This is a genomic window from Actinoplanes sp. NPDC089786, from assembly GCF_040684855.1.
GTDB lineage: Bacteria > Actinomycetota > Actinomycetes > Mycobacteriales > Micromonosporaceae > Actinoplanes.
Window position 1 is genome coordinate 57,568 of the sequence record NZ_JBFBGU010000023.1, and the last position, 21,539, is coordinate 79,106.

The window sequence follows — 21,539 nt, forward strand, 5'->3', positions numbered from 1 at the left end:
GGTGGGCAACTGGGACTTCGTCGGCCGGACCGGCGATCTGGACCGGTTCATCCGAGCCGCGGCCAATGCATCCTCCAGCACCGAAACCAGGGGCCTGATCCTCAGCGGCGATCCCGGCATCGGCAAGAGCCGGCTGCTGTGCGAGGCGACCCGGGTGCTGCCGGCCGATCAGTACGCGATCTTCTCCGCCTCGGCCACCATCGGCGCCACCGGCCTGCCCTTCGGCAGCCTGGCCCAGGTGCTCCCGGCCGACCCGCCGGTCGGGCTGTCCGCACCGGGGCTGCTGCGCTGGGCCGCCGACGCGCTCCGGGCCGGCGCCGGTGACCGCCGGGTGGTTCTCGCCGTCGACGACGTACACCTGCTCGACCGCACTTCCGCCGCGCTGATCCACCTCCTGGTCCGTGAGGGGGCCACGCTGCTCGGCTCCCGGCGCACCGGCGAGCAGGCGCCGGCCACGATCGCCGCGCTGTGGACCGAGGGCGTGGTCGAACACGCCGACCTGCTCCCGCTGAGCACCGAGGAGTCACGCCAGCTGCTGGTCACCATGCTCGGCGGGCCGCTGGAGGCCGGCTCGGCGCAGCGGCTGGCCCGGCTGGCCGGCGGCAATCCGCTGCTGCTGCGCGAGCTGGTGATGGCCGCCAGGCAGGGCGGCGAGATCACCCGCTCGTACGGCCTGTGGCGCTGGACCGGCAAACTCACCCTGGCCCCCAGCCTGGCCGACCTGGTCGACGCCCGGGTCGGCGGGCTGACCCCCGGCGTCCGCGACGTGCTCGAGCTGGTCGCCTTCGGCGAGCCGATCGGCCTGCACCTGGTGCTCCAGGGTTGCGTGCCGGCCGACGTCGAGGCGGCCGAGGTCCGCGGCCTGATCCGGGTGTACGAGGACGGCCGCCGCCGCGACGTGCGCCTGGCCCATCCGCTCTACGGCGAGGTGGTCCGCCAGCACTGCCCGGCCACCCGGTCCCGCCGCCTGCACGCCACCCTGGCCGACCTGGTCGAGGGCACCGGCTCACACCGCCGCGACGACCTGCTCCGGCTGGCCGTGTGGCGGCTCGACTCGGGCACCGGGCAGGACGGCGCCATGCTGCTCGACGCGGCGGTCCAGGCGTTCGGCCGGTTCGATCTGCGGCTGGCCCACCGGCTGGCCGACGCGGCCTGGGCCAGCGGCGCCGGCTACGACGCGGCCGAGCTGCTGTCCACCGTGCTGCTGTTCGCCGACCGCCCCGAAGAGGCGGTGACCGCGCTGAACCGGGCCGCCGACGGCCCGCCCGCCCGCCGGACGATCGCGCTGGCCACGGTGGCGTTCTGGGGGCTGGGCCGGGCCGACGCGGTCGACGAGCTGACCCGCGCGCGCTTCGACGACCCGGCCGACCGGGCCCGGGGCCGCGCCGTCGAGTCGCTGATGCGCATGCAGCTCCTCCAGCTCGCGCCGGCCCGCGGGCTCGCCGCCCAGGTCCTCGCCGACCCGGCCGCCGGCACCCCGGCCAAGGACATGGCCCGCTGCGTGCTGGCCTTCCTGGCCGCGGCCGGCGGCGACCCGGCGGCCGGGGTCGAGCTGCTGGCCGCGGTGGCCGCCGACACCGGCGCGTGGCGGCGGGACAACCCCACCCTCCAGTTCGTGCTCCCGATGGCGCTGGGCACCCGGGTCAGCGTCGCGCTCGACCTGCCCGGCATCGACCGGATCCTCACCGACGAGTTCGCCGACCTGGCCCAGACCGGCGGCTTCGGCGTCGGGTCGGCGTGGGTGTCGCTGCTCCAGGCCCAGGCCGCGTGGGTGCGCGGCCGCACCGACGTGGCCCTGGCCGCGTGCGAGCAGGCCTGCGCGGCGCTGGCGTCGAACCGGCTGTACGACGGCAACGTGCACGCCTACCGGGCCCACGTCGCGGCGCTGCGCGGCGAGACCGAGGTGGCCCGCGAGGCGCTCGCGGTCGCCGACCGGTCGCCCGGCTCCAACAACGGCCCCGACTACCCGTGGGTCACCTCGTCCCGGGCCTGGGTCGCGGCCTGCACCGGCGACTCGATCGGCGCCGTCAGGCTGCTGCAGGATCTGGTCCAGCGGCTGCGGGCGGACGGGTTCGCCGGGCACGAGCTGCTGGTCCTGCACGACCTGGTCCGGCTGGGCCGGCCCGAGCTGGCCGCCGACCGGATGGCCGCGCTGCTCGACGCGGTGCCCGGCGGGCCGGTCGCGCCGCTGCTGCTCCGGCACGCGCGGGCGGCCGCCGACGCCAGCGCCGAGGGGCTGCTGGCGATCGCCCGCGACTTCCAGGCGCGCGGCTACCTGACCTTCGCGGCCGAGGCGGCGGCCGGCGCCGTCCGCCTGTTCCGCGGCGCCCGCGACCCGCAGGCGCTGGCCGCGTCCACGCTGCTCGGCGACGTGCTGGCCCGGTGCGACGTGCTGCGTACGCCCGCCCTGCGCACCGTCCAGCCCGCGCTGACCACCCGGGAACGGCAGGTGGCGGAACTGGCGGCGGACGGCGCCAAGAGCCGGGAGATCGCCGATCAGCTCTTCCTGTCCCCGCGTACGGTCGAGAACCACCTCCAGCGCGTCTACGCCAAGCTCGGGGTCAACGGCCGGGTGGAGCTCGCCCCGGCGCTTCGATCTCTGCCGCAATAGAGTGAGCTGGTGAAGGACTATGCGACCGCGCTGCTGACCGACCACTACGAGCTGACCATGGTCAGTGCCGCGCTGCGGGACGGCACCGCCGCCCGGCGCAGCGTCTTCGAGGTCTTCGCGCGCCGGCTGCCGACCGGCCGGCGGTACGGTGTGGTCGCCGGCACCGGGCGGCTGATCGACCTGATCCGCGACTTCCGGTTCGAGCCGGCCCAGCTGGACTTCCTGCGGTCGGCCCGGATCGTCGACGAGGACACCATCGCCTGGCTGCGCGACTACCGCTTCACCGGCGACATCGGCGGTTACGCCGAGGGTGAGCTGTTCTTCCCCGGATCACCCATCCTGACCGTTTCCGGCACGTTCGCCGAGTGCGTGGTGCTCGAGACGCTCATCCTGTCCGTGCTCAACCACGACAGCGCGATCGCGGCCGCGGCGGCCCGCATGGTCACTGCCGCGCGCGGGCGTCCGATCATCGAGATGGGTTCCCGGCGTACGCACGAGAGCGCCGCCGTGGCCGCGGCGCGGGCGGCGTACCTGGCCGGCTTCGCCAGCACCTCCAACCTGGCCGCGGGCGGAACCTACGGCATTCCGACCACCGGCACCTCGGCCCACGCGTTCACGCTGCTGCACGACGACGAGGCGACCGCCTTCGCGTCCCAGGTGGCCGCGCTGGGCAAGAACACCACGCTGCTGGTCGACACGTACGACATCGCCCAGGGCATCCGCAACGCGATCGCGGTGGCCGGGCCCGACCTGCGGGCCGTACGCATCGACTCGGGCGACCTGTCGGTGCTGGCCCAACACTCCCGTGAGCTGCTCGACTCGCTCGGCGCCACGGAGACCAAGATCGTCGTCTCCGGCGACATGGACGAATACTCGATCGCCTCGCTGGCCGCCGAGCCGGTGGACATCTACGGCGCCGGCACGGCCGTGGTCACCGGTTCCGGGGCGCCGACCGCCGGTCTGGTCTACAAGCTGGTCGAGGTCGAGGGGCGGCCGGTGGTCAAGCGGTCCGAGAACAAGGCGACCGTGGGCGGGCGCAAGACCGCCGTGCGGCGCCACAAGCCGACGGGTACGGCCACCGAGGAGATCGTGGTCTCCCAGGGCGTACCCGATCATGAGGTGAACGACCGCCTGCTCCAGCGCGCGTTCATCGCGGGCGGCGACGTCCTGCCCGCGCCCACCCTGGCCGAGGGACGCGAACATCTCCGTCAATGCCTCATCTCGATCCCGTGGGAGGGCCTTAAGCTCTCCGCGGGCGACCCCGCCATTCCGGTCACGATCGCCTGAGGGGGAACCATGACCCGTGCATTGATCATTGTTGATGTGCAGAACGACTTCTGTGAAGGCGGTTCGCTCGCGGTGTCCGGTGGCGCTGCCGTGGCCGCCGGGATCTCGCTGGTGCTCGACCGCGCCGGTGACCGCTGGGACCACGTCGTGGCGACCAAGGACTACCACGTCGACCCGGGCGCCCACTTCAGCGACCATCCCGACTTCGTCGACTCGTGGCCGGCCCACTGCGTGGTCGGCACGCCCGGGTCCGAGTTCCATCCCGAACTCGCCACCTCCCGCATCGAGGCGGTCTTCGAGAAGGGCGCGCACGCGGCCGCGTACTCCGGCTTCGAGGGTTTGACCTCCACCGGGGACCGCCTGGCCGATTGGTTGCGCTCCCGCTCGGTGACGGAGGTCGAGGTGGTGGGAATCGCTACCGACCATTGCGTACGGGCGACCGCGCTCGATGCCTCGGCCGCGGGGTTCGCCACAACCGTGCTGCTGGAACTGACCGCCGGGGTGGCTCCATCGACTACTTCCTCTGCGCTCGACGCTTTTGCGGCGGCCGGGGTCGCGACGACCGGCACGCCCGTTGTCGACGTGACGTGATCCCCGTCTAACTCGCTCGAAACTTGTCGTACCGACCCGAGAGGATGTCTGACGGAGGTTAGGACCGTCATGACACTCACGCCTTACCGAGAGACCCTCGCCCTTCGCGGCATCAAGTCGCTGCTGGTGGTGGCCACGCTGGCCCGTGTGCCGATCACCGCCGGCGCGGTCACCATCACGCTGCACGTGGTGCAAGATCTCGGGCTGGGCTATTTCCTGGCGGGCCTGGTCGGCACGGCCTTCACGGTCGGCGGCTCGTTCGGCGCGCCGGTGATGGGCCGCGTCACCGACCGGCGCGGGCTGCGCCCGGTGCTGGTGCTCACCACCGTGGCCGAGGTGATGTTCTGGTTCTCGGCGCCCCACATGCCCTATTGGGCCCTGCTGGTCGCCGCCCTGATCGGCGGCTTCCTGGCCCTGCCGGCGTTCGCCGTGGCCCGCCAGTCGATCGCCGCCCTGGCCCCCGAGTCCCATCGCCTCCCCGCCTTCGCCCTCGACTCGATCACCACCGAGCTGAGCTTCATGGCCGGTCCCGCCCTGGGCGTCCTGATCGCCACCACGGCCGGCGCCCACACGGCCATGTATGCGGTGGGCAGCGGCATCCTGATCTCCGGCGTCGGCCTGTTCCTGCTGAACCCGCCGATCCGGGCCCACGACGAGGCCCCGCCGTCGGCCGGCGCCGCCCGCATCCCGCGCAGCCAGTGGCTGACCCCGCGCCTGATCGGCGTCCTGGCCATCACCGCGGCGTCGACCCTGGTCCTGAGCGGCACCGACGTGGCCGTGGTGGCGGTCCTCCGCGAGTCCGGCGAGATCGCCTGGACCGGCGCCGTGCTGGGCATCTGGGCCGCCTGCTCCCTGGTCGGCGGCTTCCTCTACGGCACGATCCGCAAGGGCCTGCCGCCCCTGCTGCTGTTCGCCCCCATGGCCGTGCTGACCATTCCGGTCGGCCTGGGCGGCGACCACTGGTGGCTGCTGGCCCTGCTCATCCTGCCCGCCGGCGCCCTCTGCGCGCCCACCATCACCGCCACCGCCGACGCGGTCAGCCGCATGATCCCCGCCGCGGCCCGGGGCGAGGCCCTGGGCTGGCACAACTCGGCCCTGACGGTCGGCGTGGCCCTGGGCGCTCCCCTGGCCGGCGTGGTCATGGACTGGCAGTCCCCACCGTGGGGCTTCGCCGCTGTCGGCGCCATCGGCGTCGTGGTGGCCTTGGCCGTCCTCCCCGCCGAACGCCGCCGCCGCCGAACCGCCGCCGCCGAGCCACTCTCCCGCGCCCCCACTCCGCCCCCTTCCGCCGCGGACCCGACCGCCGCGGACCCTTCCGCTGCCGACTCTCCCGCCGCCGCCCCTCCCGCCGCCGACCCTGCCGCCGCCGAGCCTTCCGCCTCCGGCCCTCCCGTCACGCCAGACCCGGCCTCGCCCGCCGAAACCGCCCCGCTGCGCTAAGCCGCGCCGCGCCGCGCCGCGCGTCCTTCAGGTCGGGGCGGGCGCTTCCACGGGACTGGACCGGGGCACGGGTGCGCCAGGCAGGTGTAGGCCCACGACCGTGGTTGCCGGGCGGCCGAGCGAGCCGACCACCGGCTGCAGCTGATCGAGCGTGACGGGAAAAGGGCCTGAATGGCGGGCGTCGGACGGGCGAGGATCGGGAGGTGGCGATCGAGCGGGTGGCGGAGGCGTTCGGGCTGGGCCGGCTGACCGGCGAGCCCGAACAGGTGACCGGCGGGCTCTCCAACGAGCTCTGGCGGGTGGTCACCGCCGACGGCGCTTTCGCGGTCAAGCGAATGATCGTCAAGCCACCGCGACCTGGACCAGCCCAACACCCTGCTGACCCCCGAGGGCGCCCTGCTGGCCGTCGACTGGGACGCGGCCGGCCCGATCGCCCTGGCCCACGAGGCCGTCGGCTTCGCCCTGGACTGGTCGCACGTGGACCCGGCCCGCTTCACCCGAATCATCCGCGCCTACCTCGACGCGACCGGCGCCGAGATCCCCGCCGAGCCCTGGGTCTTCGCCGGCTGGATCGACGGCCTGGGCGGCTGGCTCGACTACAACGCCACCCGCCGCCCCGACACCCCTCTGGGCGCCGCCGAGGTGACCAGCGCCCTGGCCCACCTGCATAACCTGGCCGCCAACCTGGACACCTTCCTCAACGCCCTCCGCCCCTGAATCGGCCCCCGGCCGCTCGTCAGCGTCTTCGGGTTTCCCACACCGGCTGCTGGGGCTCGTCGTTGTGGACGATGATGTCGACGTGATCGGCCGGGCGTACCGCAGCAAAGTAGAGCTGTTGGGCGGGGATGTAACGCTCACGCCAGCGCCGCTCGACCTCGGCCCGGGTTGACACCCGGCGCTCCCGGATCACGGCCCGTTCCACGGTCTTCTCGAGCGCCGTCGACACGAAGACGCGCAGATCCCACCGGTCGACCAGTTCCGGGCGCATGAGGAAGACCCCGTCGAAGAGCAGCACAGCGTCGGCGGCGACAGTCATGACCGGCGGGGAAATCGCGGTATCCGTTGCCCGGTCGTGGACCGCGTCCTGGACGCGTCGATCCCCGATCGGGCCGAGCGGATCGAGCAGCATCCGGTTCAGCGCGTCGTAGTCGTGGGTGTCGAAGTAGCAGCCTTCGGCCGAGTACTCACCGCGCGGATAGCGCTGGGCCCGCGGAAAGAGGAAGTCGTCGATCGTCGCGCGGATGACGTCGCGGCCCCGCGTGCGCAACACGACGGCCACCTCGTCGGCAAGCGTGGTCTTGCCGGCGGCGGGCGGCCCGTCGATGGCAACCCGAGTCGGGTGCGGAACCGTGACCGACCCGACCGCCTCAGCCAGTCGGCCGACCACCTCATCGCGGTCCATGTCCTGCCCCCGTCTGAAGGTCGCCGTGTCGAGCCGACCATATGCGCGCCCGCCACTAGCTGGGGGTCGTGACGCGAAACGACCCGCCGGGAAGCCGGCGGGCCGTATCGGGGATCGGGAGGGCGCTACTTCTTTTCGCCGACGTTGCTGCCCAGGTCTTCCTGGTAGGTCGCTCCGCCGTCGGATTCGCTGGTCAGCGGGCGGGAGCCGCCCTCGGGTGGGCCGGCCACGCTGGCGCCGGCGGCCAGTTCGGGGAACTTCGCGTCGAATGCGGGGCGCTCCGAGCGGATGCGCGGCATGCGGTCGAAGTTGCGCAGCGGCGGCGGGCAGGACGTGGCCCACTCCAGGGAGTTGCCGTGGCCCCACGGGTCGTCGACGGTCACCAGCTCGCCGACCTTGTACGACTTCCAGACGTTGTAGAGGAACGGCAGCGTCGACGCGCCGAGCACGAACGAGCCGATCGTCGAGAACGTGTTCAGGAACGTGAAGCCGTCGGACGGCAGGTAGTCGGCGTACCGGCGCGGCATGCCCTCGGTGCCCAGCCAGTGCTGCACCAGGAAGGTGGCGTGGAAGCCGATGAACGTCAGCCAGAAATGCACCTTGCCGAGCCGGTCGTCGAGCATTCGCCCGAACATCTTCGGGAACCAGAAGTAGATGCCGGCGAACACCGCGAACACGATCGTGCCGAACAGCACGTAGTGGAAGTGCGCGATGACGAAGTACGAGTCGGACACGTGGAAGTCGATCGGCGGGGCGGCGAGCAGCACGCCCGACAGGCCACCGAAGAGGAACGTCACCAGGAAGCCGATGGCGAACAGCATCGGGGTCTCGAAGCTGATCTGGCCGCGCCACATGGTGCCGATCCAGACGAAGAACTTCATGCCGGTGGGTACGGCGATGAGGAAGCTCAGGAAGCTGAAGAACGGCAGCAGCACCTGGCCGGTGACGAACATGTGGTGGGCCCACACGCTCATCGACAGCGCCGCGATCAGCAGGGTCGCCGAGACAAGGCCCTTGTAGCCGAACACCGGCTTGCGGCTGAACACCGGGATGACCTCGGTGATGATGCCGAAGAACGGCAGCGCCACGATGTACACCTCGGGGTGGCCGAAGAACCAGAAGAGGTGCTGCCACAGCATCGGGCCGCCGGTCTCGACGTTGAACACCTGGGCGCCGAGCACGCGGTCGGCGGCGAGCGCGAACAGCGCGGCGGCCAGGAACGGGAACACCAGCACGACCAGCAGGCTGGTCACGAAGATGTTCCAGGTCATGATCGGCATCCGGAACATCGTCATGCCGGGGGCGCGCAGCGTCAGGATCGTGGTGATCATGTTGACGCCACCGAGGATGGTGCCGAGGCCGGAGATCGCCAGGCCGACCACCCACATGTTGCCGCCGACGCCCGGCGAGTGCAGACCATCACTGAGCGGTGTGTACGCGAACCAGCCGAAGTCGGCCGCGCCGCCCGGCGTGAGGAACCCGCCGATCGCGATGGTGCCGCCGAACAGGTAGAGCCAGTACGCGAACGAGTTCAGCCGCGGGAACGAGACGTCCGGCGCGCCGATCTGGATCGGCACCACGAAGTTGGCGAAGGCGAACACGATCGGCGTCGCGAAGAACAGCAGCATGATCGTGCCGTGCATGGTGAACAGCTGGTTGTACTGCTCAGGGGACAGGAACTGCATGCCGGGACGGGCCAGCTCGGCGCGCATCAGCAGCGCCATCAGGCCGCCCAGCAGGAAGAACACGAAGGCCGTGATCATGTACATGATCCCGATCTGCTTCGCATCCGTCGTGCGCAGGATCCGCGCGATCGCCGAACCCTTGACCTGGGGTCGGACCGGCCAGGGCCGGGTCACGATCGGCTTAGGCGCGACGGTCGTCACGAATAGCCTCCGGTGTCTCGTTCGTCCCTCTCAGTACGCCAGAAGGAAAAGGCGTGCCTCGCAGGCAGAATAGTCCCCCGTCCGGTCTTCCCGGGCGCGGGGTGACCAAACCCCGGCGTGCCGTCAGAGGGGCTGCACGAGCTCCCGGTACTGATCAGCGAAGATCGCCTGGCCGCGGCTGCGGAGCATCGGGTCACGTTCGGCGGGCGGCACGTCGTGGGTCTCGTCCCGTTCCCGGGTCTTCGTGCGTACCTGCTCGCACCGGGGCCGCCGGCGTTCCTCGAACGCCGCCAGCGCGGCCGGGATGTCGTCGGGCGTGGCGCGCAGCACCTCGCCGAGCACGACGGCGTCCTCGAACGACATGGCCGCGCCCTGGGCGAGCGTCGGCGCGGTGGCGTGCGCGGCGTCGCCGACCAGCACCACCGGCCCGCGTGACCAGCGCTCGAGCACCACCTCGTCGGTCCGGGCGACCTGCACCTTCTCGACCGCGTCGAGGATGGCCGGCACCGGGCCGCCGAAACCGGCGAACAGCTCGCGCAGCCTCGCCCGCGGGTCGTCCGGGTTGGGCGTGCCGGGCTCGGGCGTCTCGTCGGCATAGCAGTACAGCCGCCGGCTGCCCATCGGCATCACGGTGAACGACGACCGCTCGCCCAGCAGGGCGGTCCAGTCGCTGAGCTGGGGACCGCCGTTGACCACGCTGCGGTAGACGATCTGGCCGGTGGACACCGCCGGCCCGCCCAGACCGGCCTTGGCCCGGACCGCGGAGCGCCGCCCGTCGGCCCCGATGACCAGGTCGTACTCGGCGATCTGGCCGCTGGAGAACTCGACCTTGGCGGCGCCGTCGACGATGTGCAGGTCGGTGACCGCGGTGTCGTAGCGCACCTCGCCACCCACGCCGGTGAGCAGCACCTGCTGGAGTTCGGCCCGGGCCAGGGCTCGCGACTCGCCCACGCCGGCCCACAGCGCCGCGACGTCGAGCTCGAAGAGCTGACCGCCGGTCGAGTCGCAGAAGACCTGCCGGAAGATGAGGTCGCCGAGCGGCCGCAGCGGCGCGTCGAGACCGAGCACACGCAGCGCTCGGGTCGCGTTGCCGGGCAGGTAGATCCCGGCGCCGGGCAGCATCGAGGCAGGCAGCTCCTCGACCACGTCGGGCCGGAAGCCGGCCACCCGCAGGCCCCTGGCCGCGGCTAGACCGGCGATACCGGCGCCGACGACGAGGATGCGCATGGTCATCGGAGCAACGCCTCCGAGGAGAGATGGACACGCGTCGGAGCCAAGACACTACCCGCCGCCACCGGGGCGGGGAACCCGCGATCAAGTCGGCGTCCGATTTGTTCAAGACGGACAGACGACACCGTTCGTAGTGTCATGGTCATGGCTCCTACTTTCAACGCGATCGGCCTGGCCGCCGAGGACCTGCCGGCGACCCTGGCCTTCTACCGTGCGCTCGGCCTGGACATTCCCACCGAGCAGGACGCCGGCCCGCACGCCGAGGCGGTTCTGCCCGGCGGCATCCGGCTGATGTTCGACTCGTACGCCTCTCTGAAGGAACTCGATCCCGAGTGGACGCCGATGCCCGAGGGCGCCGGCGGCCTGGCCTTCCTCTGTGACACCGCGGCCGAGGTGGACACCGTGCACACCGACCTGGTCAAGGCCGGTTACGCCAGCCACAAGGAACCGTGGGACGCACCCTGGGGCCAGCGGTACGCCCAGATCACCGACCCGGACGGCCGGATCGTCGACCTCTTCGCCTGGACCAGGTGAAGCCACGGATCAGGGTGAGCCGCGAATCAGGGTGAGCCATGGATCAGGGTCAGTCACGATCAGGGTGAGCCGCGAATCAGGTGTGAGTCGCGGCTCAGGCGAAGCCGCGGGTCACGTGACCAGCGAGCGTAGCGGCACGCCGGCCAACGCCCGGACATCACGCGACAGGTGGGCCTGATCGGCATAGCCGGCCAGCGCCGCCACCGAGGCGAACGGCGTGCCGTCGCGGGCCAGCGCGAGCGCCCGCTGCATGCGCAGGATGCGGGTCAGCATCTTGGGCCCGTACCCGAAGGCGGTCTTGACCCGGCGCTGCAGATGTCGCGCGCTGAGGTCGAGCCGCTCGGCGATCGCGTCGACCGGCCACCCGGCCCGCGCCCGCGCCGCGACCTCGACCAACGCCGGGTCGGGCGGCCGCCAGCGGGCCATGGCGACCGCGCGGAGAGCCTCATCGGGCGTCGGGGACTCGGCGACGCGGCGCACCTCGGCCGGCGACCAGACCTGGTCGAGCGGGACCTGCCGGTCGGTGAACTCGTCGGCCGGCACGCCCACCACCTGGGGACCCGTACCCGCCGCGAACCGCAGCCCGAAGGTCTGGCCCGGGACGCGGGCAGGATGATGTTGCACGGCGGTGTCGGGCCCGGCGATGAACACCTCGCCCTCGTGCCAGATCAGGTCCATGCAGCCGTCGGGCAGCACCCGCGTCTGGCGACCACCCGGCGGCCTGAGCGAGCGCCAGGCGATCACCTGTGGCAGACCGTCGGCGGGTCGTTCCGAGTACATGACCTGACCCTGGCACACACGTACGACAATTTCCTCCGCGGCACGGCGCGCGGGACAATCACCACCGTGAGCGACCGCCTCGACGAATACCGCCGCAAGCGGGATGCCAAGCGCACCCCGGAACCGGTTCCTGAGGCGAAACCCGAGGCCAAGGCCCTCGAGAACCGCTTCGTCATCCAGCAGCACCACGCCCGCGCCCTGCACTGGGACGTCCGGCTGGAACGCGACGGCGTCCTCGTCTCGTTCGCCGTCCCGCGCGGCCTCCCCCGCGACCAGAAGCGCAACAACCTGGCCAAACACACCGAGGACCACCCACTCGAGTACCTCGATTTCCACGGCGAGATCCCGGCCGGCGAGTACGGCGGCGGCCGGATGCTCATCCACGACACCGGCACCTACGAAACCGACAAATGGCGCTCGGACGAGATAAGCGTCACGTTCCACGGCGACCGCACCGCGGGGCGCTACGTCTTCTTCCAGACCGGCGGCAAGGACTGGATGGTCCGGCGGATGGATCCGCCGGAGCCCGGCTGGGAGAGCATGCCCGAGGTGATCGCGCCGATGACGGCCACGCGGCGGGCCGGGCTTCCACCCGACGACGAGGCCTGGGGGTACGAGCTGAGCTGGGCCGGGCGGCGCACGATCGCGTTCGTCTCCGGCGGCCGGCTCAAGCTGCTCGACGACCGCGCGACCGACGTCACGGCCTGGTACCCGGAGCTGCGCCCGCTCGGCGACGCGATGGCGCCCACCGAGGCCGTGCTGGACGGCGAGATCGTGGCGTTCGACGGGACCACGCCGTCGACGGCGCTGCTGGCCAAGCGGACCGAACCCAAGGACGCCGGCGCGGCGAAGCGTCAGTCCGAGCGGGCGCCGGTGCAGTTCCTGGCGTACGACCTGCTCTGGCTGGAGGGCCACAGCACGGTCGAGGCGGTCGGCTACGCCCAGCGACGGGAACTGCTCGAGGATCTGGGTGTGGCCGGCGACCACTGGCAGACGCCGCCGTTCTTCCCGGGCGGCGGCGCGTTCGCGCTGGACGCGGCCACGGCTCAAGGGCTCCCCGGCGTGGTGGCGAAACGCCTCGATTCCGCGTACCTCCCCGGCCGGCGAAGCCGGGACTGGTTGTTGATCTCCCCCTGACCCGGGCCGGTATTTCTCTGCAGCCGAGGCATGACCAGCCGATGACAAGGGAATGACGACGGTGTTACGGCGGGAAGGGTCTATGTTGAGATGCATCTAGCTACAGCCAGCCCGACGACCCGACCAGTGAACAACGTGATGTCTGCCGAACTCTGGAAATCCGCCGTCCACGTTCTCGATGCCAACTGGTCGAACGACCACATGGTCCCGTCCCGCCTCCTCTACCCACACCAGTGGAGCTGGGACGCCGCCTTCATCGCGATCGGACTCGCCTACTACAACCCGGCCCGCGCCTGGCGCGACCTGCGCAGCCTCTTCGAGGCGCAGTGGCCGGACGGCCGCGTGCCCCACATCGTCTTCGACCCCGCCGTGCCCGAGGGTGACTACTTCCCCGGCCCGAGCTTCTGGGACGTGCCGGCCTACGCCAGCCGGCCCGCGCGCGGGAGCACCAGCCTGGTCCAGCCGCCGATGCACGCGATCGCGGCGTGGGAGGTCTACCGTCGCTCCACGTCACACGGCGCGGCCTGTGCCCAGCAGGCCACCGAGGAACTGGCCTGGCTCTACCCGCGCCTGGTCCGGCAGCAGGAATACCTGACCGCCCGGCGGGACGCGGGCGGCGGCGGGCTGGCCAGCCTGGTCCACCCGTGGGAGTCGGGCGTGGACAACAGCCCGGCCTGGGACTCCGCGATGTCACGCGCGCCGGCCGACCTCGACCTGCTCCGCCGTTTCCACCGCCGCGACCTCGACGTCGCCGACGCCGCACACCGGCCGACCGACCTCGACTACGCCCGCTACATGCATCTCGTGGTGGCCTACAAGGAGTCCGGCTACTCGGATCACGAGCTGGCCCGGCGGCACGACTTCGTGGTCGAGTGCCCGGGCTTCAACTCGATCCTGGGCGCGGCCGAGGTGGCGCTGGCCAAGATCGCCAAGGTGGTCGGGGCCGACCCCGGGGTGCACAAGGCCCGCGCTCGGGCGATCACCGCGGCGATCGTGGACCGGCTCTGGGACGAGAGCGCGCAGACCTTCAAGGCCCATGACGTGCGTACGGGGACGCTCAGCCCCGCCCACTGCGTGACCGGGCTGCTGCCGCTGATCCTGCCCGGCTTGCCGTCCGAGTACGCCAAGGCGATCCTGGCCGAGGCCCGGTCGGCCCGGTTCGGGCTGCCCGGCGAGACCACGTTGCCGGTGCCGAGCTACGACCGCACGGCGCCCGGCTTCGACCCGCTGCGGTACTGGCGCGGGCCGATCTGGATCAACGTGAACTGGCTGCTGCGCCGTGGCCTGGCCCGGCACGGCTTCGCCGACGAGGCCGAGGACCTGCGCACCTCGATGTTGCGCCTGGTGCACCGGTCGGGGCACTACGAGTACTTCCACCCCGACACCGGCGAGGGCATCGGGGCGGGCCAGTTCAGCTGGACCGCCGCGCTCACCCTCGACCTGCTGGCCGACAAGTCGGTGCGGGCGTACGCGGCGGCCGCCTGACGATCAGACCGTCTCGTTGGCGATCAACGTGTCGCGGCCGTGGCCCGTGTGGACCACGGTCGCGGTCGGCAGGGTGAGCAGCCGCTCGCGGATCGACGTCACGATGGTGTCGTAGTCGCTGTACGACCGCCCGGTCGCGCCCGGCCCGCCGTGGAACAGCGTGTCCCCGGTGAACACGCAGCCCAGGTCGGGAGCGTAGAAGCAGACCGACCCCGGGCTGTGACCCGGCGTGTGGAGCACGGTCAGGCCGGCGATCTCCTGCCCGTCGGCCAGCGGCTCGGGCATCGGGCGGTCGGGATGGGTCAGCTTCCACAGCGGTTCCTCGGCCGGATGCAGGTGCAGCGACGCCCCGGTGGCCTCGGCGAGCCGGGGCGCCACCCGTACGTGATCGTCATGGGCGTGGGTCAGCAGGATCGCCGTGACCCGCCGGCCGCCGACCACGCTCAGGATCCCGTCGATGTCGTGGGGAGCGTCGATCACCACACAGGTGTCGTCGTCGCCGACCACCCAGACGTTGTTGTCCACCTCGAACGTGTGCCCGTCGAGCGAGAACGTCCCGTTGGTGACGCCGTGGTCGACCCGCATCAGAAGATCACCACCGAGCGGAGCACGCCGCCCTGGTGCATCTTGCCGAAGGCGTCCTCGACCTGGTCGAGCCGGATCTCCTCGGTCACGAACGCGTCCAGGTCGACCCGGCCCTGCAGGTAGAGCTCGGTGATCATCGGGAAGTCGCGGGTCGGCAGGCAGTCGCCGTACCAGCTGCTCTTCAACGCCCCGCCGCGCCCGAACACGTCGAGCAGGGGCAGCTCGATGGTCATCTCGGGCGTCGGCACGCCCACCAGGACCACGGTGCCGGCCAGGTCGCGGGCATAGAACGCCTGCTTGTAGGTCTCGGGCCGGCCCACCGCATCGACCACCACGTCGGCGCCGAAGCCGCCGGTCAGCTTCTGCACCTCGGCCACCACGTCGGCGCCCTTGGCGTTGATCGTGTGGGTGGCGCCGAACTTGCGCGCCCACTCCAGCTTCTGGTCGTCGGTGTCGACGGCGATGATCGTGGTGGCGCCGGCCAGCGCCGCGCCGACGATCGCGCCGTCGCCCACGCCGCCGCAGCCGATCACCGCGATCGAGTCGCCACGGCCCACGCCGCCGGTGTTGATCGCCGCGCCGATGCCGGCCATCACGCCGCAGCCGAGCAGGCCCACCGCCGCCGGGCGCGCCTTCGGGTCGACCTTGGTGCACTGGCCCGCGTGGACCAGCGTCTTCTCGACGAACGCGCCGATCCCCAGGGCCGGCGACAGCTCGGTGCCGTCTTCCAGGGTCATCTTCTGCTTCGCGTTGTGGGTGTTGAAGCAGTACCACGGCTTGCCCTTGGCGCAGGCCCGGCAGGTGCCGCAGACGGCACGCCAGTTGAGCACCACGAAGTCGCCCGGCTCGACGTCGGTCACGCCCTCGCCGATCGACTCGACGATGCCCGCCGCCTCGTGGCCGAGCAGGAACGGATAGTCGTCGTTGATGCCGCCCTCGCGATAGTGCAGGTCGGTGTGGCAGACGCCGCACGCCTGCACCTTGACCACCGCCTCGCCGGGACCGGGGTCGGGCACGACGATCGTGGTCACCTCGACCGGCGCGCCCTTGGCCCGGGAGATGACACCCTTAACCTGCTGACTCACGACGAACCACCTTTCCTTCGGAACCGGCGCTTGAATCCAATCACGGATCGCGCATGGGTCCCGAGTTATCCACAGGGGCTTCGCGTCGATCTGTGGGCCCATCCAAGGCCTGCCCCATCACCCGGCCAAGTGCGAGGCGAGGTCCAGAGTGTGGCTGACGTCGGCCGCGGAACGCCGTCATACCGGTGTTGTATGTCGGCGTCCCGCGGCTGCCGTCAGGCGCGCTCTGGGCCACGCCGCAGCCCTGGCCGGGTGATGGGGCAGGCCTTAGGTTGAGCTGGTGACTCAGACGTTCCGGCGCGGACTGCTGGCCCTGGTGGCGCTGGCCGCCGTGCTGTTGCCGCCCGCGCCCGCGCAGGCCGACCAGCCCTTCCGGCTCGCCACCCAGGTGGTCGACCGGGCCGGGGCGCTGGGCGGCGAACGCGCCACGGCCGACGCGGCGCTGGCCCGGCTCCAGACCGACACCGGCATCCAGCTGTTCGTGGTGTTCGTCGAGTCCTTCGACGGCACGCCGGCCGAGGACTGGACCGACGAGACGGTGCGGCTGAGCGACCTCGGCGATCGGGACGCGCTGCTCGCGGTGGCGACCGCCGACCGGAACTATCAGGTCTCGTTCCCCGCCGACGCCCGCATCACCGACGCCGAGCTCGACGACGTGGCGACCGGGAAGATCGAGCCCGCCCTGAGCGGCGGCGACTGGTCCGGCGCGGTGGTCGCCGCCGCGGACGGCTACCGCGAGGCGGCCACGTCGTCCGGGTCGACGACGCTGATCTGGGTGCTGATCGTGTTCGTCCTGGTGCTGGGCGGGGCGATCGCCTGGGTGGTGATCCGCCGGCGGCGGGCCGCGGTGGCCGACCGGCCGCAGTCCGCGCAACCCGAGGCGCCGGCCGGGCCGACCGTGGAAGACCTCACCACCGAGGCGAACGCGCTGCTCCTCGAGCTGGACGACGACCTGCGGGCGAGCGAGCGCGAGCTGCAGATGGCCACCGGCCAGTACGGTCCGGAGGCGACCGAGCGGTTCCGGGCGGCGTTGGAGGCCTCCCGGCAGGACGTGGCCGAGGCGTTCCGGCTGCGGATGACGCTGGACGAGTCGCCCGGCCCCGACCTGGTCACCCGGCGGCGCACGCTCAACGAGATCATCAAGCGCTGCCGGGACGCCGACGCCCGCCTGGACGCCGAGTCGGAGGCCTTCGACGAGCTGCGTGACCTGGAGGGACGCGCGGCGGAGGTGGCGGCCGAGGTGGAGCGGCGCCGGGCCGAGGTCGCCACGACGCTGCCGGCCGCGACGACGGCCCGGCAAACCCTGACTTCCCGGTACGCCGGGCCGGCCGTGACCGCCGTCAGCACCAACGTCGACCAGGCCGCCGAGAGCTTGGCGTTCGCGGCGACGGCCCTGACCCGGGCCCACACCGCGCTCGACAGCGACCCGGCCGCCGCAAACGAGCCGGCCGCCGGAAACGAGACCGTGGTCGCGGGCGGGAGCGATACGGCGCCGGGCGGGGGCCGGGCCGAGGCCGCGCTCGCCGTGCGCGCGGCCGAGCAGGCCGTCGACCAGGCCGAGCTGCTGATCGCGGCCGTGCACCAGGCCGTCGCCGACCATGACGCCGCGCGCAAGTCGGCGGACGCCCTGATCATGGAGGTCGAGGCCGAGGTCGCCGCCGGCCGGGCCGCCCTGACCAGCGCCACCGCGGCCCAGGCGGCGGCCAGCCAGGCCGCCGGGACCGCCGACGCGGCCGGCACGGCGGGCGCCGCGTTCGCCGCCGCCAACGCCGGGACGGCCGCCGCGGCGAGCGCCGAGGCCGGCGCCCTGAGCGCGGCGATGAGCACCGCCGAGCAGACCCTGGCCCAGGCCCGGGCCGACCTGGCCGGGTCCACGCCCGACCCGATCGGCGTCACCGCCCGGCTCCAGGCCGCCGACGCCGGGCTGGACCAGGCGCTCGCCGACGCGCGGGACGTGGCCGAGCGCGCCGCCCGGGCCCGCAGCCTGCTGGCCCAGGCCCTGCCGGTGGCGCGGGCCGAGGTGGCCGCGGCGAACAGCTACATCACCACCCGGCGGGGCGCGGTCAACACCAGCGCCCGGTCCACGCTGGCCGAGGCGGAACGGCACCTCGCCCTGGCCGAGAGCCTGGCCGCGGCCGAGCCGGTGACCGCCGTGACCGAGGCGCAACGGGCGCAGAGCCTGGCCGCGACGTCCAGCCGGAACGCGCGGAACGACGTGCTTCGCTTCGGCGAGGGCTACGTCCCGGCGGCCCCGGCCGGCGACGACTCGCTGTTCGGGGCGTTCCTGGGCGGGCTGCTGACCGGGGAGAGCAACAGCCGCGGCGGTTACCGGAGCCGGTCGCGCGGCGGCAGTTCGTGGAGCGGCGGCGGCTTCGGCGGCAGCGGCTCCCGGAGCCGCCGGACGAGCGGTGGCGGTGGCGGGCGCGGCGGCGGGCGGCGGAGCAGCGGGGGCCGCTTCTGACCCCGGGCTAGGAGGAGCCCTCGAGGAACTGGTCGCAGAGCTTGGCCAGCTGTTTGACCTGTGCGGGGGTCAGCCGGTCGAAGACGTACTGCTGCACGGCCTCGGCGTGGCCGGGCGCCGCCTCGACGATCTTGCGGTGCCCGGCGTCGGTCAGGACGGCGATCTGGACGCGGCCGTCCTCGGGGTCGCGCTCACGGCGTACCCATCCCTGGGCCTCGAGCCGGGCGACCACGTGCGACAGCCGGGAGAGCGAGGCCGTCGCCTTCTTCGCGAGCTTGCTCATCGCGAGGCGGCGGTCCGGCTCCTCGGACAGGCTGGCGAGCACCAGGTAGCCCATATGGGTCAAACCGGCGTCCCGCTGCAGTTGCCCCTCGAGTGCGGCGGGCAATCTGAACAGGACAGAAACGAACCGGCGCCAGGTCTGCTGCTGCTCGTCGGTCAACCACCGTGGCTCGTCCATGGATGGCAGGTTAGTTAAACGTCATCGTGGCGGCATCGCCCGGGTGGGCAGGTTGTGAAGCCGAGGTCGCACAAACGGGCAGCTCGATCGACATGGTTGAACGTCACAGTTACTCTGCTCGAGGACTCAACCCCAGGCACGGCGCCGGAACCGGCTGGCTGGGGGGCCTCGGCCGGTTCCGGCGCCGGTAACAACTGTTACGAGTTGGGCGGCTCGTCCTTGCCCTCCTCCTCGAGCCGGTCGGCTTCCTCCTTCGTCTTGTGCACCGCGCCGTCGGCGTGCTCGGCCGGGCCGTAGACGGTGTAGAGGACCAGCGGGTTCGGCCCGGCGTTGACGAAGTTGTGCTTCTTGCCGGCCGGCACCACGACCAGGTCGCCCTGCTCGACGTTGCGCGTCTCGCCGCCGACCTTGGCCTTGGCCATGCCGCTGACGAACGTGAGGATCTGGTCCACCTCGTGGACCTCCTCGCCGATCTCACCGCCCGGCGGGATCGTCATGACGACAAGCTGCGTGTGCTCGCCGGTCCACAGGACCCGGCGGAAATCGGGGCTCTTCTCGGCCTCGGTAGCGATCGTCCACTTCTCCATGCCTCCACGCATACCCCAAACGGGGCGCGGGAGAACCCGGTTCAGGACTGCCGAAGTCGCGCGGGTGAAAGAGGCGTCGGCCGGCCGACGTGGTAGCCCTGGACGAAGTCGACGCCCAGCTCACGCAGGAGGCGGAGGGTCGGCTCGTCCTGCACGAACTCGGCCACGGTGTGTATGCCGTACGCCTGGCAGACCTGCACCAGCGCCCGCACCAGCACCTGGTCCTGCGGGTTCTTCACCAGGCTCACGACGTACTCCCCGTCGATCTTGACCAGGTCGATCGGGAAGATCCGCAGGTAGCGGAACGACGCGTACCCCGACCCGAAGTCGTCCAGGGCCAGCTCGCAACCCAGGTCACGGACCCGGTCGGCGAAGTGTCGCGCCTCGGAGAGGTTGCCGATCAGCGCGGTCTCGGTGATCTCGAAGGTGAGCTGCTCGGCGTTCACCCCGTAGCGCTCGATGAGCCGCTCCACCTCGCCGGTGAGGCGCGGGTCGCCGACCGAGCGTCCGGACAGGTTGATCTGCAGGTTGAGGTCGTGGTGCTCGGCGGCCAGCTGCATCGCCCGCTCGACCACCCACAGGTCGATGTCGAAGATCGCGTCCAGCCGCTCGGCGATGTCGAGCACCTGGCTCGGCGACTGCGGCCCGTCGTGCTCGTCGAGGATGCGCAGCAGCAGCTCGTGCCGGACGACCTGGTTGGTCTGCAGGTCGAGGATCGGCTGGGAGTAGAGCGTGAAGCGATCGGTGCCGAGCGCGTCGGCCACCCGCTCGCGGTACGAGCCCTGCCGGTCGCGGGCGGGCACCGGGTGTGGCACCTGGGTGAGCGGCCGGTCGGCGTGCCGGGCCTGCCGCCACGCCTGCTCGGCGTCGATCAGCAGGTCGTGGCTGCCGGTGTCGCCGCCGGGCTGGAAGCGGACCAGCCCGGCCCAGGCCTTGGCCCGGGACCAGGCGTCCGGCAGCACGAACGGGTGAGCGCGCAGCGACTCGACGAAGAGGTCGGCCTGCCGCCGGGACAGGGCCCAGGACGCGCCGGCCAGGAGCACGCCGATCTCGCTGGGGCCGACCCGGCCGAGGAGATCGGCCGGGCGGACCAACCCTTCGAGTACGCGCGCCGCGCGATGGAGCAGGTCGGCGTTGCGTTCCGGCCGCTGCGTCCCGCCCCCGTCCCGCGGCCGGTCGTCCGGCTCGATCCGGATGACCAGCACCGCTCCCCCGCCGCTGCGCAGGGCCCGGTCGAGTTCGTCGGCGAACCCGGCCCGGGTCAGCAACCCGGTGGCCGGGTCGGGGTCGGAGATCGAGGTCTGCACGGTCTCGCCGCGCCGGGCCAGCCGGGCCACCTCGCGGCGGGCCCGTTCCCGGGCCGAGACGTCGGTGATGATGCCGCGGATGCCGCGGATCGTGCCGTCGGGGCCGGGCACCGACTCGAGCCGGACGTCCACGTCGAACCAGCCGCCGTCGGCCCGGACCAGCCGGACCGTGGTGTGCACGGTGTCGTGCGTGCTCCAGACCCGGGTCAGGGCGGTGAGCGCGGTGGCCTGGTCGTCGCGGTGCACGTACCGGGCCAGCACCTGCCGGCTGACCTCGTGCTTGTCGGGCGAGCGGCCGACCATCGTGCTGAGTCCCTCGGACCAGACCACGGTGTCGCCGGCCGCGTCGTAGGTGAACCAGGAGTCCATCGGGGCGGGTTTCCGGGCGCGGCTGCGGGGCGAGGGAAGGGTACGCGGAATGCGTTCGTTCGGTGCCGTCACGTACTCGCTCGCCCCCTCCTGCCTGTGTCGACCGTTGCCCTCACCTATTACGACCCGTCACGGCACGGGTTTACAGGGGGCATCGTGGCCAATATTTTCGCGGATCACCCAACAAAACAATGATCTGCGGTTTCTCGGCCGAACGGGGACCTGTTATAGCCGATCGGATGACCACCACACCGTGTGCCGCAGGTCTCCGTCTACCGTCGAATCCATGACAGACAGTCACA

At 72.0% G+C, this 21,539-nt stretch carries 18 protein-coding genes; 9 read left to right on the plus strand and 9 right to left on the minus strand.

Translation table 11 applies throughout. The annotated features are described in order from the left end of the window. Position 1 precedes the first annotated feature (1 nt). The 5 genes from AB0O15_RS39485 (at position 2) to AB0O15_RS39505 (ending at position 6,646) form a co-directional block, all read left to right on the plus strand. Positions 2–2,611 (plus strand): LuxR C-terminal-related transcriptional regulator, encoded by a 2,610-nt coding sequence (locus tag AB0O15_RS39485; protein ID WP_364330308.1) that lies wholly within the window; start codon positions 2–4, stop codon positions 2,609–2,611. 9 nt (positions 2,612–2,620) lie between these two features. Then, positions 2,621–3,898, plus strand: a complete 1,278-nt coding sequence (locus AB0O15_RS39490; protein WP_364330311.1) for a nicotinate phosphoribosyltransferase — start codon at positions 2,621–2,623, stop codon at positions 3,896–3,898. A gap of 9 nt (positions 3,899–3,907) precedes the next feature. Beyond that, positions 3,908–4,489, plus strand: a complete 582-nt coding sequence (locus AB0O15_RS39495) for an isochorismatase family protein (protein ID WP_364330314.1) — start codon at positions 3,908–3,910, stop codon at positions 4,487–4,489. A gap of 69 nt (positions 4,490–4,558) precedes the next feature. Beyond that, entirely contained in the window at positions 4,559–5,929 is a 1,371-nt protein-coding gene (locus AB0O15_RS39500; protein ID WP_364330317.1) for an MFS transporter, read from the plus strand. Between the two features lie 477 nt (positions 5,930–6,406). Beyond that, positions 6,407–6,646, plus strand: coding sequence for a hypothetical protein (locus AB0O15_RS39505; RefSeq protein ID WP_364330320.1), 240 nt, complete (start codon positions 6,407–6,409; stop codon positions 6,644–6,646). A 19-nt stretch (positions 6,647–6,665) separates the two neighbouring features. On the opposite strand, the gene AB0O15_RS39510 is transcribed toward AB0O15_RS39505, so the two are convergent. The 3 genes from AB0O15_RS39510 to AB0O15_RS39520 all read right to left on the minus strand — a co-directional run bounded on the left by AB0O15_RS39510 (position 6,666) and on the right by AB0O15_RS39520 (position 10,450). Beyond that, a complete protein-coding gene (locus AB0O15_RS39510) occupies positions 6,666–7,331 on the minus strand; it encodes a uridylate kinase (RefSeq protein ID WP_364330323.1) in 666 nt (221 codons plus the stop codon). 125 nt (positions 7,332–7,456) lie between these two features. Further along, positions 7,457–9,217, minus strand: a complete 1,761-nt coding sequence (gene ctaD / locus AB0O15_RS39515; RefSeq protein ID WP_364330326.1) for a cytochrome c oxidase subunit I — start codon at positions 9,215–9,217, stop codon at positions 7,457–7,459. A gap of 123 nt (positions 9,218–9,340) precedes the next feature. Next, the gene (locus AB0O15_RS39520; RefSeq protein WP_364330329.1) at positions 9,341–10,450 is read right to left on the minus strand and encodes an FAD-dependent monooxygenase; all 1,110 of its coding nucleotides are present in this window, start codon (positions 10,448–10,450) and stop codon (positions 9,341–9,343) included. 141 nt (positions 10,451–10,591) lie between these two features. Between AB0O15_RS39520 and AB0O15_RS39525 the strand changes: the two genes are divergently transcribed. Continuing rightward, entirely contained in the window at positions 10,592–10,981 is a 390-nt protein-coding gene (locus AB0O15_RS39525; protein ID WP_364330332.1) for a VOC family protein, read from the plus strand. 111 nt (positions 10,982–11,092) lie between these two features. Here the strand turns inward: AB0O15_RS39525 and AB0O15_RS39530 are convergent, their stop codons facing one another. Then, the gene (locus AB0O15_RS39530) at positions 11,093–11,761 is read right to left on the minus strand and encodes a helix-turn-helix transcriptional regulator (protein WP_364330335.1); all 669 of its coding nucleotides are present in this window, start codon (positions 11,759–11,761) and stop codon (positions 11,093–11,095) included. A gap of 66 nt (positions 11,762–11,827) precedes the next feature. Here AB0O15_RS39530 and AB0O15_RS39535 point away from each other — a divergent pair, with 66 nt between their 5' ends. Beyond that, positions 11,828–12,898 (plus strand): DNA polymerase ligase N-terminal domain-containing protein, encoded by a 1,071-nt coding sequence (locus AB0O15_RS39535; protein ID WP_364330337.1) that lies wholly within the window; start codon positions 11,828–11,830, stop codon positions 12,896–12,898. Between the two features lie 138 nt (positions 12,899–13,036). Next, a complete protein-coding gene (locus tag AB0O15_RS39540) occupies positions 13,037–14,383 on the plus strand; it encodes a trehalase family glycosidase (protein WP_364330340.1) in 1,347 nt (448 codons plus the stop codon). 3 nt (positions 14,384–14,386) lie between these two features. Here AB0O15_RS39540 and AB0O15_RS39545 read toward each other — a convergent pair whose 3' ends face one another. Together AB0O15_RS39545 and AB0O15_RS39550 are read right to left on the minus strand one after the other, a co-directional pair. Then, entirely contained in the window at positions 14,387–14,968 is a 582-nt protein-coding gene (locus AB0O15_RS39545; RefSeq protein ID WP_364330343.1) for an MBL fold metallo-hydrolase, read from the minus strand. After that, on the minus strand, positions 14,968–16,053 hold the full coding sequence (locus AB0O15_RS39550) for an S-(hydroxymethyl)mycothiol dehydrogenase (RefSeq protein WP_364330346.1): 1,086 nt from the start codon (positions 16,051–16,053) through the stop codon (positions 14,968–14,970). The genes AB0O15_RS39545 and AB0O15_RS39550 overlap by 1 nt, the downstream gene beginning before the upstream one ends. A 280-nt stretch (positions 16,054–16,333) precedes the next feature. Between AB0O15_RS39550 and AB0O15_RS39555 the strand changes: the two genes are divergently transcribed. Then, on the plus strand, positions 16,334–18,514 hold the full coding sequence (locus AB0O15_RS39555; RefSeq protein WP_364330349.1) for a TPM domain-containing protein: 2,181 nt from the start codon (positions 16,334–16,336) through the stop codon (positions 18,512–18,514). A 7-nt stretch (positions 18,515–18,521) separates the two neighbouring features. Here AB0O15_RS39555 and AB0O15_RS39560 read toward each other — a convergent pair whose 3' ends face one another. The 3 genes from AB0O15_RS39560 to AB0O15_RS39570 all read right to left on the minus strand — a co-directional run bounded on the left by AB0O15_RS39560 (position 18,522) and on the right by AB0O15_RS39570 (position 21,309). Further along, positions 18,522–18,974 (minus strand): MarR family transcriptional regulator, encoded by a 453-nt coding sequence (locus AB0O15_RS39560; RefSeq protein ID WP_364330352.1) that lies wholly within the window; start codon positions 18,972–18,974, stop codon positions 18,522–18,524. 197 nt (positions 18,975–19,171) lie between these two features. Then, complete coding sequence (locus AB0O15_RS39565) at positions 19,172–19,561, minus strand: cupin domain-containing protein (protein WP_364330355.1); 390 nt, start codon at positions 19,559–19,561, stop codon at positions 19,172–19,174. Between the two features lie 41 nt (positions 19,562–19,602). Further along, positions 19,603–21,309 carry an EAL domain-containing protein gene (locus AB0O15_RS39570; RefSeq protein WP_364330358.1) on the minus strand — a complete coding sequence of 569 codons (1,707 nt, stop codon included), beginning with the start codon at positions 21,307–21,309 and terminating at the stop codon, positions 19,603–19,605. Positions 21,310–21,539: the final 230 nt, after the last annotated feature.

Coding starts and splice junctions, on each gene's coding strand:
- AB0O15_RS39540 (WP_364330340.1), top strand. CDS start 13,037: ATGTCTGCCGAACTCTGGAAATCCGCCGTCCACGTTCTCGATGCCAAC.
- AB0O15_RS39495 (WP_364330314.1), top strand. CDS start 3,908: ATGACCCGTGCATTGATCATTGTTGATGTGCAGAACGACTTCTGTGAA.
- AB0O15_RS39500 (WP_364330317.1), top strand. CDS start 4,559: ATGACACTCACGCCTTACCGAGAGACCCTCGCCCTTCGCGGCATCAAG.
- AB0O15_RS39530 (WP_364330335.1), bottom strand. CDS start 11,761: ATGTACTCGGAACGACCCGCCGACGGTCTGCCACAGGTGATCGCCTGG.
- AB0O15_RS39510 (WP_364330323.1), bottom strand. CDS start 7,331: ATGGACCGCGATGAGGTGGTCGGCCGACTGGCTGAGGCGGTCGGGTCG.
- AB0O15_RS39525 (WP_364330332.1), top strand. CDS start 10,592: ATGGCTCCTACTTTCAACGCGATCGGCCTGGCCGCCGAGGACCTGCCG.
- AB0O15_RS39520 (WP_364330329.1), bottom strand. CDS start 10,450: ATGACCATGCGCATCCTCGTCGTCGGCGCCGGTATCGCCGGTCTAGCC.
- AB0O15_RS39565 (WP_364330355.1), bottom strand. CDS start 19,561: ATGGAGAAGTGGACGATCGCTACCGAGGCCGAGAAGAGCCCCGATTTC.
- AB0O15_RS39545 (WP_364330343.1), bottom strand. CDS start 14,968: ATGCGGGTCGACCACGGCGTCACCAACGGGACGTTCTCGCTCGACGGG.
- AB0O15_RS39560 (WP_364330352.1), bottom strand. CDS start 18,974: ATGGACGAGCCACGGTGGTTGACCGACGAGCAGCAGCAGACCTGGCGC.